Here is a 16,707-nt window from a genome sequence, read left to right on the forward strand (position 1 = left end):
TTTTTTTAGAACGCCTTTCCTGCCTTTATTGTGTGTTGATCTTTAAAAGAATAACTATAGGGAGAATTTGGGGCCCGCGGCCGGCTAGGCTTCGCCTAGTTCGGCCGCCGCTATGCTGCGGGGCTCGCTGTTCGCTCGGCCCTTCGCTTTTTCGCTTTGCTCAAAAAGCTCGGTCTGGCCTTCGGCCACCCGCTCCGCAGCGCTGGGCCGTTTGGCCTTCGGCCATGGCGGCTAGGCCGCCTGCTGTTCATCGCCTAGGGGCTTGTCCCTAGGCGGTTATTGGTATTTTGTATATGATCGGTTTATCAGTACAATGAAGAAAATATTGCGCTGGTCGATGACAAAGATAGTTTGTATTTGGAGGAGCTGCATTTATATGGCTCGGCCCGTTTGGGAATCTTGAAAAAAGCCTTAGCTTTAAGGTATCGGGATGAATCGGGCACCGTTGGCTTACCTGCTGGGAGCCTGCTCAAAACGGCTTTGGCGCAAAGTAGTTACCAGCAACTAGAGCTGGGTCGCCGCCGCTACGAGCTGTCCAACCACCTAGGCAACGTACTCGCTACGGTCAGTGATAAATCCTTGGGCCAAGACAGCAGCCAAACTGGACAGGCAGATTATTATTTGGCGCAGGTATCCTCGGCTAGTTTGTATTATCCCTTCGGTTGGGAAATGCCTGGGCGCAAGTTTGTGAGTGGGGAGGAGTATCGTTTTGGGTTTAATGGGCAAGAGGAGGATAATGAAGTAGGAGGAGATGGAAACTATTTGTCTTTCGGGAACTATGGGTATAATACTAGAACTGGGCGCAGATGGCAAATAGACCCTGTCGAACAAATTGGAGTATCTAGATATAGTGTCTTCAATGATAATCCGAATTATCACATTGATCCTGATGGTAATATACCTATACCAGCGATAGTTGGAGGTATTTGGCTTCTTGTAGAAGCAGGCTTAACTGCGTATGATGCGTATGATGTAGCAGTAACAGTAACAGATCCGAATAAATCAACAGCCGAAAAAGTTACAACAACAACATTAGCTCTAGGTGGTTTGGTGTTGCCTGGAGGGGGCTATTCTTCTTTGGATAATATTGCAAAGTACGGAGATGAAGTACTAGATGCAGCTAAATATGGAGATGAAATACTTGATATAGGAAAACATGGAGATGACCTTGTAGAAAGTAGACGTGCTGGAAACCAATTTATGAAGGATGCTGACTTCTCAAAAGGGTTCACTAAAGGGTGGTGGAATAAACAGGTGAAAAAGACAACTAATGCAACAAAAACTTCAAATTATTTAGGTGAGGCTGGAGAAAAAGCCCTTAATACTTTATACCCTGGTGGGAAAGCCAAAAAGTTTGATACGAAAAAAGGAGGGCGAATAATAGATAGCTATAATCCAAAAACAAAGGTTGCAAGAGAAGCCAAAGTTGGCTATCTTAGTCCTGGTTCATCAGCAGAAAAACGAGCTTTAGCACAGTTAGATAAGGATATTGAGTTATTGAAAGAAGGTGATATAGAAGAATCTGTATGGACCTTTTTTAGGAGTCCTGTTACTGGTAAAGTGGGGGCGAGTCCTAAATTTTTAGATGCGGTTAAGAAAGCTCAAAACCAAGGAATAGACATAAAAACAGAGATTTCAGATATAAAAATATCTTTACCAAAAGAAAAATAGATGAATAAAATAATAGCTTATCCGAGAATACCTGCTTTAGAAGAGAGGAAGATGGAGTTTTTAGGTGAAGATGTAGCAGTCGTAAATCAAGAGCCATATAAAAAATGGTTTATCAAAGCGCTACCTTCTCGCTTAGAGATAGTGCGTAGGCTAATATTACGCAAAGAGCTGGATTACAGTTATGAATCCCTATATGAATGCTTTTCTTTTCTAAAGGAGCATTTAGTGAAGCGGGAGACAACTGAAGAAGAAAATTTAAAGCTGAAAGAAGAGCTTCCAGTTTATTATCGAGGTTCATTTGAGCCGCAGAAGTATACGATCTTGAGCCCCACTTATTCCATAGCTTATGATATTGGAATTTATTGGGGAGAAATTATGATTAGGAAGTTTAATAAGCAATGGAGTATTTATGAAGATGAAGAGGCTTATAAATATGGTTATCCCATAATTGATTTAGAGTCCAAAAGACATAATGTGGTTTTTTGTCCTATTTGGGTAATGTCAATTACAGCTACAAAGATTGCTAAACGTAATATCGGACTATCTGTCTTTAAAGGCTTTGTAGAGACTTGGGATGAAAATTTTTTAAATGCTTAGTTTTTTTGTTGGGAGTAAGGATAACTCTGCTTGGTCTGGCCTTCGGCCACCCCTGCACATCGCTAGGCCGTTTGGCCTTCGGCCATGGCGGCTTTGCCGCCTGCTGTTCATCGCCTAGGGACAAGCCCCTAGGCTAACCTAATGGAGTCAGCCCTAAAGGGCCTCAACTGCTTATATAGCTGGCCTTGCTCATCTGCTTTTGCCGAGAAGTGCTATATCCAAAGGCCCTCGTAGAGGGCTGTCTAAAAAAGCTAGCCTAGGGGCTTGTCCCTAGGCGGTTATTGGCATTTTGAGGCAGGCAAGCCGGGCCCTGATGCCTTGAAGTATGAGTACGACCCCATGGGCAACCGCTTGGCCAAAAAGAAATTGTATGTTGATGGTCCTGCGGATATCCGATCAGAAGGGCAGTATTATGTCCGTGACCCTCAGGGGAATGTGCTGGCGGTTTATCAATTCAATGAAGCGGATATAGCTGTAGTTGGGGATAGAGATAGTCTGTATTTGGAGGAGCTGCATTTATATGGCTCTGCCCGTTTGGGAATCTTGAAAAAAGCCTTAGCTTTAAGGTATCGGGATGAGTCGGGGACCGTTGGTTTGCCTGCTGGGAGCCTGCTCAAAACCACTTTGGCGCAAAGCAGCTACCAGCAACTAGAGCTGGGCCGCCGCCGCTACGAGCTTTCCAACCACTTAGGCAACGTACTGGCTACGGTCAGTGATAAATCTTTGGGTCAAGACAGCAGTCAAACTGGACAGGCAGATTATTATTTGGCGCAGGTATCTTCGGCTAGTTTGTAGAACTCATTTGAAAGCGACGTTCTTGAAGGGCTTGAGTAATAATTTTGTGGGCCTTCTAGGCATTTTTTGACGGGATAGCAGCGCTATCGTGGAGAAAAATAACGACGAAGGACGCAAAATTAGCTTTCAAGTCCAAGAACAGTTGTTTTTAAATGAGTTCAAAATCCCTTTGGTTGGGAAATGCCTGGCCGTAAGTTTGTGAGTGGGGAGGAGTATCGTTTTGGGTTTAATGGGAAGGAAGATGACCGAGATTGGGGGACGCAAAACATTCAGGATTATGGCTTTAGGTTGTATAATCCGAGTATAGGGAAGTTTTTGAGTGTGGATCCGTTGGCGCCTAAATATCCAGAACTAACTCCTTATCAATTTGCGTCTAATACTCCTATTGCTGCAATTGATTTGGATGGACTAGAAGCGTACTTTGTATTTGGAACTGGTCAAGATCCCTCATGGTGGAATAATTCTAGTAATGCTAATATTGTATTGAGTAAAATACCGAACTTATTCAGAAACTCTACAACAATATCAACAAGCTTACCAACTAATATTTGGGATGGTGGAAATAGTGTGACAAGTAGAATGGAAGGAGCGGATAATTTAGCTTCATATATTAGTTCAACTAGAACAGGGACAGAACCCATTACTATTGCAGGACATAGTCATGGTGGAAATGTTGCAATATATACAGCTCACATATTAATTACTCGACATCAAATTAACCCCAAAGATATTAACTTAGTTCTTTTAAATACTCCTGATAGAGTACGTGATAAAAACTATGGTTTTATAGGACCTTATCATGAAATTCAAGATCAATTAGGAAATAATACTTATATAGAGTACCCATTTCTACCACCTTTAGATGCTAACACATACGAAATAGATGCAAATTGGGATGTTGTTAAGTATTGGGGGGAAGCTGCTAGTTGGACTCAAGATGATATGTGTCCTGAGTATGTTCTGGGTGTACTTTGGGGGCAAAAACATTATTTCGATTTGAGAATAGATTATGTAGATCAGTACCCTCAATATGGTGATGGTTGGGCATCATGGGCAAATCATTTGGGAACAATGGACAAAAACGTAGGAGTTTGGTTTGCACCTCTTGAAAGACATGTCAAGGCAACTAGACGAGACTTATATCCAAATAGCAGCAGCAGTAGCTATACTCCTCAGAATGGAACGAATTATAAAGTCAAAACACCTAAACCTAAATAAAGTACCTGAAAAATATTTTGGAGGAAATGGAGCAACTGGTGGATATTAAAAAAAAAATCTCTATGGGTATCATCAATATAGTTAATCAAAAAGTCCTTATATCTAGTTTTGTTTTTTCTTGGGTACTGCTACTGTTGATTTGGACATTTCTTGTTTTAAGTGTTTATGTTGAGGGCGGAAACATCTTTTCTAAGCTTATAGTTTTTTACTTAGATTGGATTGGACTATTTCAATATGCTGTAGCATTATTGTTTGTTTTTAGATACTCTCTCAAAAAGAAACTAAACTGGATTGTAGGGGGAATCCCAATGGCATTATTTTCGGTCTTTACATTTGCCTTACCTGTGTCAAATGATAATTTAGTTGATTTATCTAAAGTGATTCCTCAAAAGATGAGTTTTAAAGAACTTCCTATTGAAGTAAGTAATATATTTAGAAATATTGCTAACAATAAATATTTAGATGATGAGTTATCCTTGGGGGTATTTAGTACCAATGATACTAATATAGAAAGGTCAACCATAACTTTATCAGATGGGATATATGTTTATAGTAAACGGGGGTATAGCACGACATTGTCCGTTGGGCAGAATAGTTACTACATGGGCAATATGAGGGTTAACTACTTCGTCCTACATAAGAATGAACTTTTTTTTGATAAAGAAGTTTTTTTAATGAAAGAAAAGCTACAATCTACATCTTTTTATGTCATAGATTTAACAGAAAGATAGGCGTTCATCCGTACTAGTTCACGTCTATACTCAGCTAGTTTTGCGAGACAAAAAACACAGAGCTCGCTGATTGTTTTCTAGCTTTTACATTTAATGTTTTTATTGCTGTGTTTTTTGGGGCCTCCGCTTCGCTACGCTTGCGGCGCTACGTTTCAGGGCTCGCTGTTCGCTCGGCCCTGCGCGGGCTTCGCCCGCTGGGTCTGGCCTTCGGCCACCCCTGCACATCGGTTACTCCCTTTGGTCGTCGAACTGCGGCTTTCAGCCTTGTTGTGGACAGTCGCTTCGCTCCTTCTAGACGCAGGAAATTAGTTCTGCTAGTTATGGGCCGATGGTTTCCACCTTCGGCTCATTTTATTGTGCATAGTATGGCCGCTTTGGTTGCTGTGGGTTTCAACCCACTGGGATATACATCCATCCTACAGGCGGCGAAGCCGCCGCAAAGGAGCGAAGCGACTTGGCCTAGGGGCCTGCAAGGGTGCCGCACAGCGGCAGACCCAGCCAGCTTGCTGGCGCAGGGCCGAGCAGACCTGCGAGCCCTGCAAGGGCCCGGCCGCCGCAGGCGGCAGGCCCCAAAAACATCCTCACAGAACTATGTTTATGACGAAATCGGCAATTTGGTTCGAGATTATTCGGAGCAGATTGAGGAGATTGTCTGGAACGTACAAGGTAAGGTGCAAGAGGTTCATTTTGAGGTGGGCAAGCCGGGCCCCTCGATCTTGCAATATGAGTACGACCCCATGGGCAACCGCTTGGCCAAAAAGAAATTGTATGTTGATGGTCCTGTAGATATTCGGTCAGAGGGGCAGTATTATGTCCGTGACCCTCAGGGGAATGTGCTGGCGGTTTATCAGTACAATGAAGAAAATATTGCGCTGGTCGATGACAAAGATAGTTTGTATTTGGAGGAGCTGCATTTATATGGCTCTGCCCGTTTGGGAATCTTGAAAAAAGCCTTAGCTTTAAGGTATCGGGATGAGTCGGGGGCCGTTGGCTTACCTGCTGGGAGTCTGCTCAAAACGGCTTTGGCGCAAAGCAGCTACCAGCAACTAGAGCTGGGCCGCCGCCGCTACGAGCTGTCCAACCACTTAGGCAACGTTCTGGCTACGGTCAGTGATAAATCTTTGGGCCAAGACAGCAGCCAAACTGGACAGGCAGATTATTATTTGGCGCAGGTATCTTCGGCAAGCCTATATTATCCATTTGGTTGGGAAATGCCTGGGCGTAAGTTTGTGAGTGGGGAGGGGTATCGTTTTGGGTTTAATGGGCAAGAGGAGGATCCTGATATGGGAGTGGTCTTTAAGTATCGTGTCCATGATGTGAGGGTTGGTAGGTTTTTGTCTGTGGACCCACTTGCGCCGGATTACCCTTGGAATAGCTGTTATGCTTTTGCGGAGAATCGGGTGATTGATGGGATTGATTTGGAGGGGCTTGAACATTTTTACGCTCCTCTAAAAGGAGAAGGTTATATATATTTAGGACATGATGGAGAGATTGAAAATAATGAAGTTGTTATTTTCAGAGTTTCTGCAGTAGATGTAGAGATGATGCGAGATAAAAATTTAGATCCAATAACATGTAGACCTATAAATTGTAGAGAAACTTCATTGTCTCTTATTGAATTAAAAAATTCAGGAAATGCTACTTATAGTGAGTTAGATATAACTAATGACGAACTATTAGATCGGGCTAATTTTTATGTTGCAGAAGCAGGAACAGGAACAGTTGACGAAACAGAGTCTCCAGAATTTTTATTGATGGCATACGCTCAGGTAAATTATAAGCGAGATGTTAATGGAACCGAACGTGAATTGATGGATGCTCATATGTCTATGACTCCAATAGGAGCTAATAAGGTACATTATATTTCTAAAGCTGGTAATAAAGATTTGTATTTGCAAGGAAATTATCCTAAGACTAGCACCCAAGGACGACATTTTTGGGGGCAAAGGAGTGATGTAGGTTCCATGACTTCAGAAAATAGAAATGCAATATCATCTGTGATTTATGCAATATTACACCCAAAAGACGATCCTACAAATGGGGCGAATGGATGGGATCAAGCTACCAGTATAGGGCAAGTTAAATATGGCAATATATCATTTCCTAAATGGGCTAATGGAGGTAAAGTTAAGAACTCCCCAACACCTTTGACAGATGATGATATTCCTGATTACAAGAGTCCTCCATCTGTTCAAGATGAAGATTAATTTTTATTAAATATTTTTAAGATGAAATTGATAAAGAGTTATTTTATAATAAGTTGTTATTTGTTGATGATATCATGTAGAGCCTCAGTAGATGTAAACGAAGAAAAGAAAGGTAATTGGTCGGCTGCGCTTGAATTTAAGGATGTCACTTATTTTTCTTGTGATGAGTTAATCAAGAACCACTTTATAGATAGTACTTTTGAAATAGATCAAATAACAGTTAAGTACAATAAATATATACATAGCTCGGATACTTCAGTTTATGATATTGATACGATACTTCTTAATAAAGAGTATGATGTAAAGTTTTTGATTGAAAAAAACTATACCTATGGGAGTGAGTATATTTCTGTGTTAGGTAAGGAGTTCTTAATTGATAGCCTTTTTTTTCCTAATAATTCTAGTCGGTACCAAAAGGTATTGTTTTTTGCCGATGAGATTTATAGGTTTAAGGACAAACGATATTTATTATTAAATGCAAGGCGTAGAATTCCTTATCAAGTCATTCCTACTTCTTATGGATTGCTGCTGTTTATTGAGGGCAAGGAAATAAAAAATTACTTTACTTTCGAAAGTTCAATGCCAGATATTTGTGCTTGTTTTGGCGATATAGATGAGGATGCTCAATTGGATTACATTGCTTGGGAGAATGTTTACCAGCTAGCTCAAGAGCACTTAATAGTAGCGGACACAGCTCATCTTTATTCTTTTCGAGAAGGAGAGCAGCAAGTTATTGGACAGTTTATATTGGGGCCATCTTGGCAGAGGCGAGAGGCCTTAAAAGGAATTCGTTCGAATGGGATGGCCTATGATTCTGTCCTGCAACTAGACTTTAAATAACGGTTGTACTCCTCTAAAGTTAATTCAGCCAGAGATGAGGCCTTAGCTTTTAGAACTTTGATGGGAGTAGCGCAAAGCAGCTACCAGCAACTAGAGCTAGGCCGCCGCCGCTATGAGCTTTCCAACCACTTAGGCAACGTACTGGCTACGGTCAGCGATAAATCTTTGGGCCAAGACAGCAGCCAAACGGGACAAGCAGATTATTATCTGGCGCAGGTATCTTCGGCTAGTTTGTATTATCCATTTGGTTGGGAAATGCCTGGGCGCAAGTTTGTGAGTGGGGAGGGGTATCGTTTTGGGTTTAATGGGAAGGAGGATGACCGAGATTGGGGGACGCAAAACATTCAGGATTATGGCTTTAGGTTGTATAATCCGAGTATAGGGAAGTTTTTGAGTGTGGATCCGTTGAGTCCGGATTATCCTTGGTATACGCCCTATCAGTTTGCAGGGAATATGCCGATATCAGCAATAGATTTAGATGGACTTGAAATATTTTTTGCGGCAGATGGTTCTCGTATTGATAAATGGGGAACTAATCCCGAAATAAGGGTTGTGAAGGTGTAGCCTGCCCAAAAAAGCAACCATTAGTTATAGAAAATAATTATCTTAAAGAACAAAAACTAAAAGGATGCGAAAAAGTAAATTCACGGAAAAGCAGAAGTTATCAATTTTAGCTGAGCACGACAGCGGCCTTAGCGTGGCAGATTTGTGTAGAAAGCACCAAATAAGCCCAGCCACTTTCTATAAATGGAAAAGATCCAAAGAGCAAGAAGTTGACGATAAAGAGCGTTTAATCAAGGAATTAGAGGCCCAAAATACTCGTTTAAAAAAGATGTATGCAGACTTAAGCATGAATTATGAAATTTTAGAAGAGGGCTATGTAATGGCAAAAAAGCACTTAACCCCAAAAGACAAGAAAGAGTCATAGACGAGCTGTCCAAGAAGTACAGTGTGCGTCGAATCTGTGTCGTTTTGGGGTTTCGTCGTCAAACATACTAATAAACGAAAGTCAGGTCATCGGCCAGAAGTAGTCGATGATCAAATCGCTAAATTACTGCATGAAGTCACGAAAGAATATTTAGCTTGGGGCTTTTGGAAGGTTTTTCATTACATTAGAAATCAAGGTGTTATCTTCAATCATAAGAAGGTGTATAGAATCTGGAAGAGAGAAAAATTAAACTTAAGACAGCGCCCAAAGCGTCAGCGTATTCGCCGAAAATTTGAACCTATCTCTTTGCCCAAGGAGGTAAATAAGGGTTGGTCTATGGATTTTTTAAGCGATTGGGTCATGAGCTCAGATAAGAAATCGGTCCGAATTATCAACATTATGGATGAGACCTCAAGGCGAGCTTTGTGGACAGAAGCCCATCAAAGTATCTCTGCAAAAAAGCTTACTGATGTACTTGATAAAGTACTGGATTACAGAGGTAAACCTGACTATATTCGTTGCGATAATGGGCCAGAATTCATCTCTAAAAAGTTAGCTGCTTGGGCCCAAAAACATGATATTGAATTAAAGTTCATCCAGCCAGGAAAACCTACCCAAAATGCATTTATTGAGCGATTAAATAAAACTTTGAGAACAGAGTGTTTAAACTTATCTTGGTTCCACTCTTTAGAAGAACTAAATGAGGAAATTCAAAATTGGTTTCAGCACTACAATTTTAATCGTCCCCACCAAAGTCTGGGAAATATTAGCCCATATGACTTTGAAAGGACGATGTTAGATGTATAGTATTTTTTGGTTGCACCTTACGGGTAGGCTACAAAGGAAGGAGAGGTAGAGAAATTTAAAAGGGATATTAAAAAGGCTCGAAGCAATCCAAATAATATAAATCTTCAAGATGTAATGGACTTTTATTGGAATGGTTCTGCGAGCAGTTTGCATTTAAATCAGGCCTCAAAATCTATACAAGAAAGTGTAGTAACAACTATATATAAAGAATACATAGAATCTACTATTCCTTTAAAGTCTATAACTGTTTATTATTTTAAGGGTAGTCATGATTTTGGTGTCAACAACAAAAAGGGAGTGTTCAGCATAAACATGGGAGTTCAAAGTGGAGGGGAAATGATGCACTCTGATAATATTTATAATTTAATTTTAACTCTTTGGCATGAAGAGCAACATAATCAAGGAAGAGGAGGTGATCATTATACCCATTTTGACATAGAAATGGAAGCTAGAGAACATAAGTATTTTTCTCAGACCTCGGATAAGTTTAAGAAAGCAAATTTGGTTCTTTTAAGAAAGTATGTAACAAAACAACCAACATCTATAATCATTGAAGCTTTTAAGCGTAGTGTAAACCTGTCAACGTTGATGGAATATAAATCAACTTTTGATTACTACTCAAAATTATATAAAAAAAATGTAGAGAAATTTAATTCAATTGTTCCTGAATCAGATAAGGTTAAGTTGGTAGACATGAAAGCTAAATGGAATGAACTCATGAAAGATGCCAAGTCTAGAGGAAATAAAACTAAAAAATAATATGTTGAGAATAGCTGTTTGGGTTGTTGTAGTGTCTTTGATGTTTTCTTGTGATCCTTTAGATAAAGTAAATGGAAGACTAGAAAATATTAAGTTATGCCATGATTTTAGGAAGTGGACGAAAGGGGAGTGTAATTTAGTTTACATTGAGTTTAATCTTGAAATAGAAAATTTATCTTCAGAAGAAGTGAGTATAGAGCTCCCATTTGGTAAAGAAAAATGCATAGATAATTCTCCATCTATAAATAGCATGGCTCTTTACGTTGAAGACACATCTTATTTTTTAATTTCCCCAACTTGGGAAAGAACGACAAAGATTATAAAGCCTTATTCTAAAGACAGTCTTTCTGTAATTTTTATAGAAGAAACCATGCTGCCCTCAATTTCGTTAGAGGTATTTTCAGACTATTATTCTACGTACTTCAGTAAGAAATCTAGAATAGATTTACAACTGAACATAGGCCAGGTAAAAAAGACTATGTCTATAGAGATAGACGAAAATCCAATTTTTGAATATTGGGTTTTAAAGAGTAAGGAGGATTTGACATGGGAGTGGGAATCGATTCAAAGAGATCATCCTGATTTTGACTATTCTCCATTTAGACCACCTGAAATAAAGTAAATAGGTATTTATCCGTACTAGTAGCCGAATCTATCTTCAGATGAATAGCCCTATCTATATTGATGTGTAGCAGGGGCCTCCCGCCTTTGGCGGGCGCTACGTTTCGGGGCTCGCTGCTCGCTCGGCCCTGCGCGGGCTGCGCCCGCTTGGTCTGGCCTACGGCCACCCCTGCACCTCGGTTACTCCCGTTGGTCGTCGAAGACGCCCTAAAGGGCTTGTTGTGGCCGTTTGGCCCTCGGCCATGGCGGCTTTGCCGCTATCTGCAGCCTAAAGGCCGCAGCCATTCTTGTTGGGCCTTGGTCTTTCTCGCCGCAGCGGCTTAAAAGCCCCTGCTTTGTTTGGGGGAAGAAGATATTTGGTTTTCAGGTCCTGCGGCTTTTAAGCTGCAGGCCAATTGTTGCTGAGGAGCTAGCTCTGCTGTACCTAAATTGGCTGCTGGTTTTAACCTGCAGCCACAGCTAGCAGGCGGCGAAGCCGCCGCAGGCCTAGGGGCCTGCAAGGGTGGCCGCAGGCCAGACCGAAGCCCGAAGGGCTGAAGGGCCGAGCAGACTTGCGAGCCCTGAAAGGGCCCGGCCGCCAAAGGCGGCAGGCCCCAAAAAAACAAACAGATTACCTAGTTCTAGAGCAACTTCATTATCTTTCCTAAAAAAAGATGAGGTACCCTATACTTGCTCTCTTCCTATTTTTTGGACTACCGCTTTGGGCACAATCCTTAAAAGCCTATGAAAAGGCCGCTCAGGCAGCCCTAGAGCGGGCCGATTATTACAATGCTATTTATTATTATGAGGCGGTTTTGCAAAGCAAAGCCCAAGCCGATATTTATTGGGCCTATGCTCGGGCTTTGGCTGGCGCTTTGGCCCATGAGCAGGCCGTGAGCGCTTACCAAAAGGCCGAGAAAAAAGCCAAAGATTATCCGAATTTTTATTATTGCTATGGTCTGAGCCTGCAGCAGTCTGGGCAGTATGAGCAGGCCCAACAAGCCTGGGAAAAGCAAGCCGCAGAGCAGCTGTCTCCCTATGAAAAAGCGCATTTGCAGCAGTGTTTAAAGGGGCTGGCGATGATTGAGGAGCAAGTTGTGGATGAAGATTGGAACTGCCAAAATATGGGGCCAAAAATTAACGGCCCCTCGGCAGATTATGCAGCTTATCCGGATAGTCTGGACCGCCTGCAGTTTTCGGCCCTGCGACAAAAAAATGCTGAGGCGGCCTTTCGCAGCCAGTTGTACAGAGAGCGAGAAAAAGGAAAAAAGGCCCAGCAAGAGGAGCGAATTAGTCAGCAAAAGCAGCTAGGCGCCAGTTGTTGGGGCAAAAACTTTGCTTCTCGATACCTTACAATTATAGAGGATAGCAGCTCTTATTTGGCCTATAGCTATTTGCAGGAAAATGGCCGTTTTTCGCTTCCCAAAGCCTTAAAAGGCTTGCCTGATCACTCTAGCCAACCGCATTATTATGCCTTTGGTGAGGATTCGGCCTATTTGTATTTTGTCCATCAAACGGCCCAACAAAAGGAAGATATTTATTGGGCCAAAATAGCTGAGGATACGCTTGTGCTCGCCTTTGCTCCCTTGGGGGCCAAAATAAATAGCCCCGGCCGAGAGCTTTCTCCTTTTAGACGAGGCGATAGTCTGTTTTTTGCCTCAGATTTTTGGGCGGGCTATGGCGGTTTAGACATTTTTTGCGCCAGCAGCGATAGCGTTTTTAATTTGGGGCCGGGCCTGAACTCTGCCGCCCATGAGCTCTATTTTTATCTGAATCAGGGCGATAGCAGTGGCTATTTTGCTTCTAATCGAAAGGGCTCGCAGCAATTGAAGGAGGCGGTTTGCTGCACCGATATATATCAATTTGAAACTAGTCGGTTTTTGCCCAGCGAGCCCCCACTTTTGGTCCAACTAGATAGTCCAGCACCACCCCAGCCAATAGGGCCCAGCCAAGAAGAAGAACTCCTCACGGCCTTGCAACAAGCTCTGCCCCTAGCGCTCTATTTCCATAATGACGAACCCGATAGCAATAGCCTCTCCCTATCGGCTAGCCAAACTTATCGGCAATCTTGGGGGAGCTATAGTCAGCTTTTTCCTAGCTATCGCCAACAAAATAGCGCCAATTTGGCCGCTTGGGAACAGTTTGAAGCGCAGGCTAGCGCCAACTATCAGCAACTACAGCAGTTTGAAGAACAATTGTTGGCCCTTTTGCAAACAGGGGCTAGGGTAGAAGTCGCCCTAAGGGCCTATTGTTCGCCTCGTTCTTGGACGGATTACAATTTTAATTTGGCCCAAAGGCGCTTAGATGCTCTCATCAATAATTGGGAGGAAGGCCCCCTAGCGCCTTATTATGCCAGCGGCCAACTCCAACTCAAATCTTTGCCTCTGGGCGAAAGCCAAGCCCCAAAAACAGTAAATGATCGCTTTGATCAACCCCAACTATCGATCTTTTCGCCTGCCGCAGCCAGAGAACGACGACTAGAAATTGAATTTGTTTCCCTTAAAAACTAAAATTTAGGCCTCTAGGCAGATTTAAAAAACGTACTTTTAACCCTAAGTTTTTATCTCACCCAAGCTTTATAACTTATGCGCTGGATTAACCTCTGCATCTTTATGGGCCTTATGCTCCCCACTTTATGGGCCCAAAATACCCAAGAAATTCGAGGCCGTGTCCTTGATAAAACGAGCAAACAACCACTAGTTGGCGTTACGGTTCTCCTCTTTGAAAGTGACCCTGTTTTGGCCACAGTTACCGATTTTGACGGCTTCTATAGATTAGAAGTCCCTCTTGGCCGCCAACAAATCGAAGCCCGATATTTAGGCTATGAACCCTTTCTCAGCAAACCCCTAATTGTTTCTAGGGCCAAAGAATTGACCCTAGATATTGAACTGCTAGAGGCGGTTCAAGAAACGGGAGAGGTGACCGTAACCGCCGCCGCAGCTAGTAGCGGAAATGAAGCGATTAACGAGCTTTCGGTGGTCAGTACCCGTTCTTTTTCTGTAGAAGAAACAGAGCGCTATGCCGCTTCTATCAATGACCCCGGGCGGATGGTGATGGCCTTCCCCGGTGTACAAGCTAACCAAGATACCGAAAACGATATCATCATCCGAGGAAACTCTGCGGTGGGCGTGCTCTGGCGAGTAGAAGGACTCGATATTGCCAACCCTAGCCATTTTGCCCGCCCAGCAACCACGGGGGGCGGAATTACCGTCTTTAGTGCCTCTCTTTTGAGTAATTCTGATTTTAGTACTGGCGCTTTTGCCGCAGAATATGGCAATGCTTTTTCGGGTGCTTTTGATGTGCGTTTCCGAAAAGGAAACCTAGAAAAACGAGAGTATACCTTTAGAGCGGGACTGATCGGTATCGACTTTGCCGCTGAAGGCCCAATCAAAAAAGGTAGAAGTTCTTATCTCATCAATTACCGCTATTCTACTATGGGCCTTTTGGCCAAAGGAGGACTCTATGTGGTTAGAGAAAATGCCTCGAATACCTTTCAAGATCTTTCGTTTAACCTCTATTTCTCTGGCCCAAAAAATAAAAACCGCTTTACGATCTTTGGTATGGGCGGTTTGAGCCAAGAATACTGGTGGATGCTGCCCAAAGACCGCTGGAAAAATAGCCTAGATTATGTCTGGGATGCCAATACGAGTAATATGGGCGTTTTGGGAACCACCTATACCCGACTAATTGATGATAAATCCTTCTTTAAGATGTCTGCTGGGGTAGGGACCAATTACCTCAATGATTATCAGATAGAACCCACGGTTGCCGCCGACTCTATTTATTGGCTAGAACGCAATAATTTCCTGACCACCAAGTTTAGCTGGCATGGGGTTTATAGCCGAAAAATTAACCGACAATTGCGGATTAAAGCAGGCTTGATTAGTACTTACCACCTCTGGGACCTAGAATATGGCTTGTTTCAGGGCGATAGCTTAGGCTACCAAAACTATTTGGGCCAATTTACCCCCGGTCCCCGCCGCCCACTGACCGCCGCCTATTTTGATCCAGCTCAAGTGGGCGATATCCCTACTTTTGATGGAGAAGGCGAATTGGGAACGGCCTTTAGCCAACAGGCTTATGCCCAAGCTAGTTACCACCTCAACGAGAAGTTTACGATTAACGCAGGTGCTCATTTCTTGTTTTTGGCCCTCAATCAGGACTGGGCCCTCGATCCCCGCCTTTCTATGCGCTACGAATTGAGCCAAAATACAAAGTTTACTTTTGCCTATGGCCTGCACTCAAAAATGCAGCCTTTTGGCACCTATATGCTGAGCTTTGAAGGGGCCGATGGTGCCCTCTATCAGCCCAATAAAAACCTTAAGTTTACAAGGGCGCACCATCTTATTGCTGGCCTAGAACAAATGCTTACGCCTAGGCTTCGCCTACAAGTAGAAGGCTACTTCCAGCAACTCTATAATGTGCCCATTTCTACAGATCCAAATAGCAATTTCTGGTTCTATAATCTTCGCGATAATTATGGTACGATCCCCATGCTCTCAGAAGGAAAAGGCCAAAATTATGGGGTTGACCTTACCCTAGAACAGTTCTTTGGCAAAGGGTTTTTTATGCTCTTTACGGCTTCGGCTTTCCGCTCTACCTTCAAGGCTTGGGAGCAAGATTACCGCCCTGCCCGCCTCGATAACCGCTTCTCTAGCAGCCTGATGGCCACAAAGGAATTTGTCTTTAAAAATGGAGGTGTCCTACAATTGGGGATCAAAACTTTCTTCCGTGGTGGCTTGCACCACCCCCAAGCCGATATTGAGGCTTCCCGAGAATTGGGCGCCTTTGTAGAGGACCAAGAAGCCGCTTTCGATGCTAGTTTTCCCCCTTATTTTCGCCTCGATACTCGCCTGGCTTACCGTAAAGATCTCAAAAACTTTTCTTATACGATTGGCCTCGATATCCAAAATACCACCAACAAAAGAGATAACTGGAGATCGGTGGAGTATGACAGAAATCTACAAACTATTGTGCTAGATCCCAATACGGGCTTTTTACCAATCTTGAGCTTTCAGGTCAATTTTTAGGGGCCTCCGCATCCCTTTGGTCGTCGGCGGTTACTCCCTTTGGTCGTCGAACTGCGGCCTAAAGGCCTTGTTGTCGTTCCGCAGCTCGCTGCTATTTAGGGGCCTCCTGCCTTCGGCAGGCGCTACGTTTCGCAGCTCGCAGGTCTGCTCGGCCCTGCGGCCTAAGGGCCTTGGTCTGCGGCTGCGCCGCACTGCTGCACATCGCTAGGCCATCTGGCTTTGGGGGGCATCTAGCCCCCCAAAGCCAGCTTATTTTTCCATTTCCTCAACTTTTAATCATGACAAGAGAAGAATTAACTGCCACCCTAAAAGAAATTATGGGGCCTTATGTTCAAGACCAAGCTGCTTTTGAAGCCGCTCAAGAGGACACTCATTTGATGAATGACCTCAAAATCAATTCTCAACATTTGGTGGATATTATCCTAGATGTAGAAGATGCCTTTGATATTGAAATTGATGATGAAGCCGCCGAAAAGATGATGACTGTAGGCGCCGCCGTCGATATCATTCAAGCTTTAATTTAG

General features: G+C 43.0%; 15 protein-coding genes. All 15 read left to right on the top strand.

Annotated features, from left to right (window positions below; genetic code table 11):
• Positions 1-390 precede the first annotated feature (390 nt).
• The 15 genes from SGRA_RS24195 to SGRA_RS17915 all read left to right on the top strand — a co-directional run bounded on the left by SGRA_RS24195 (position 391) and on the right by SGRA_RS17915 (position 16,707).
• Positions 391-1,671 carry an RHS repeat domain-containing protein gene (locus tag SGRA_RS24195; RefSeq protein WP_245538585.1) on the top strand — a complete coding sequence of 427 codons (1,281 nt, stop codon included), beginning with the start codon at positions 391-393 and terminating at the stop codon, positions 1,669-1,671.
• On the top strand, positions 1,672-2,268 hold the full coding sequence (locus tag SGRA_RS17835; protein WP_015694216.1) for a hypothetical protein: 597 nt from the start codon (positions 1,672-1,674) through the stop codon (positions 2,266-2,268).
• 264 nt (positions 2,269-2,532) lie between these two features.
• Positions 2,533-3,063 (top strand): hypothetical protein, encoded by a 531-nt coding sequence (locus tag SGRA_RS24200; RefSeq protein ID WP_015694217.1) that lies wholly within the window; start codon positions 2,533-2,535, stop codon positions 3,061-3,063.
• A 180-nt stretch (positions 3,064-3,243) separates the two neighbouring features.
• Positions 3,244-4,281, top strand: coding sequence for an RHS repeat-associated core domain-containing protein (locus SGRA_RS17845; protein WP_015694218.1), 1,038 nt, complete (start codon positions 3,244-3,246; stop codon positions 4,279-4,281).
• Between the two features lie 62 nt (positions 4,282-4,343).
• The gene (locus tag SGRA_RS17850) at positions 4,344-5,012 is read left to right on the top strand and encodes a hypothetical protein (protein ID WP_148268393.1); all 669 of its coding nucleotides are present in this window, start codon (positions 4,344-4,346) and stop codon (positions 5,010-5,012) included.
• A 614-nt stretch (positions 5,013-5,626) separates the two neighbouring features.
• Positions 5,627-7,219 (top strand): RHS repeat domain-containing protein, encoded by a 1,593-nt coding sequence (locus tag SGRA_RS23580; protein ID WP_148268394.1) that lies wholly within the window; start codon positions 5,627-5,629, stop codon positions 7,217-7,219.
• A gap of 21 nt (positions 7,220-7,240) precedes the next feature.
• Positions 7,241-8,059: a hypothetical protein gene (locus SGRA_RS17865; protein ID WP_245538586.1), complete on the top strand. Its 819-nt coding sequence runs from the start codon at positions 7,241-7,243 to the stop codon at positions 8,057-8,059.
• 3 nt (positions 8,060-8,062) lie between these two features.
• Entirely contained in the window at positions 8,063-8,623 is a 561-nt protein-coding gene (locus SGRA_RS22430) for an RHS repeat domain-containing protein (protein ID WP_015694222.1), read from the top strand.
• A gap of 64 nt (positions 8,624-8,687) precedes the next feature.
• On the top strand, positions 8,688-8,987 hold the full coding sequence (gene tnpA / locus SGRA_RS17880; RefSeq protein ID WP_015691370.1) for an IS66 family insertion sequence element accessory protein TnpA: 300 nt from the start codon (positions 8,688-8,690) through the stop codon (positions 8,985-8,987).
• Between the two features lie 36 nt (positions 8,988-9,023).
• Positions 9,024-9,794: an IS3 family transposase gene (locus tag SGRA_RS17885; RefSeq protein WP_015694223.1), complete on the top strand. Its 771-nt coding sequence runs from the start codon at positions 9,024-9,026 to the stop codon at positions 9,792-9,794.
• A gap of 114 nt (positions 9,795-9,908) precedes the next feature.
• Positions 9,909-10,553: a hypothetical protein gene (locus SGRA_RS17890; protein WP_015694224.1), complete on the top strand. Its 645-nt coding sequence runs from the start codon at positions 9,909-9,911 to the stop codon at positions 10,551-10,553.
• Between the two features lies 1 nt (position 10,554).
• On the top strand, positions 10,555-11,175 hold the full coding sequence (locus SGRA_RS17895) for a hypothetical protein (protein ID WP_015694225.1): 621 nt from the start codon (positions 10,555-10,557) through the stop codon (positions 11,173-11,175).
• Between the two features lie 652 nt (positions 11,176-11,827).
• Positions 11,828-13,663, top strand: coding sequence for a cell envelope biogenesis protein OmpA (locus tag SGRA_RS17905; RefSeq protein WP_015694227.1), 1,836 nt, complete (start codon positions 11,828-11,830; stop codon positions 13,661-13,663).
• Between the two features lie 75 nt (positions 13,664-13,738).
• On the top strand, positions 13,739-16,183 hold the full coding sequence (locus tag SGRA_RS17910; protein WP_015694228.1) for a TonB-dependent receptor: 2,445 nt from the start codon (positions 13,739-13,741) through the stop codon (positions 16,181-16,183).
• Positions 16,184-16,461: 278 nt separating this feature from the next.
• Positions 16,462-16,707, top strand: coding sequence for an acyl carrier protein (locus SGRA_RS17915; protein ID WP_015694229.1), 246 nt, complete (start codon positions 16,462-16,464; stop codon positions 16,705-16,707).

The sequence above is a fragment of the Saprospira grandis str. Lewin genome (assembly GCF_000250635.1).
Classification (GTDB): Bacteria; Bacteroidota; Bacteroidia; order Chitinophagales; family Saprospiraceae; genus Saprospira; species Saprospira grandis.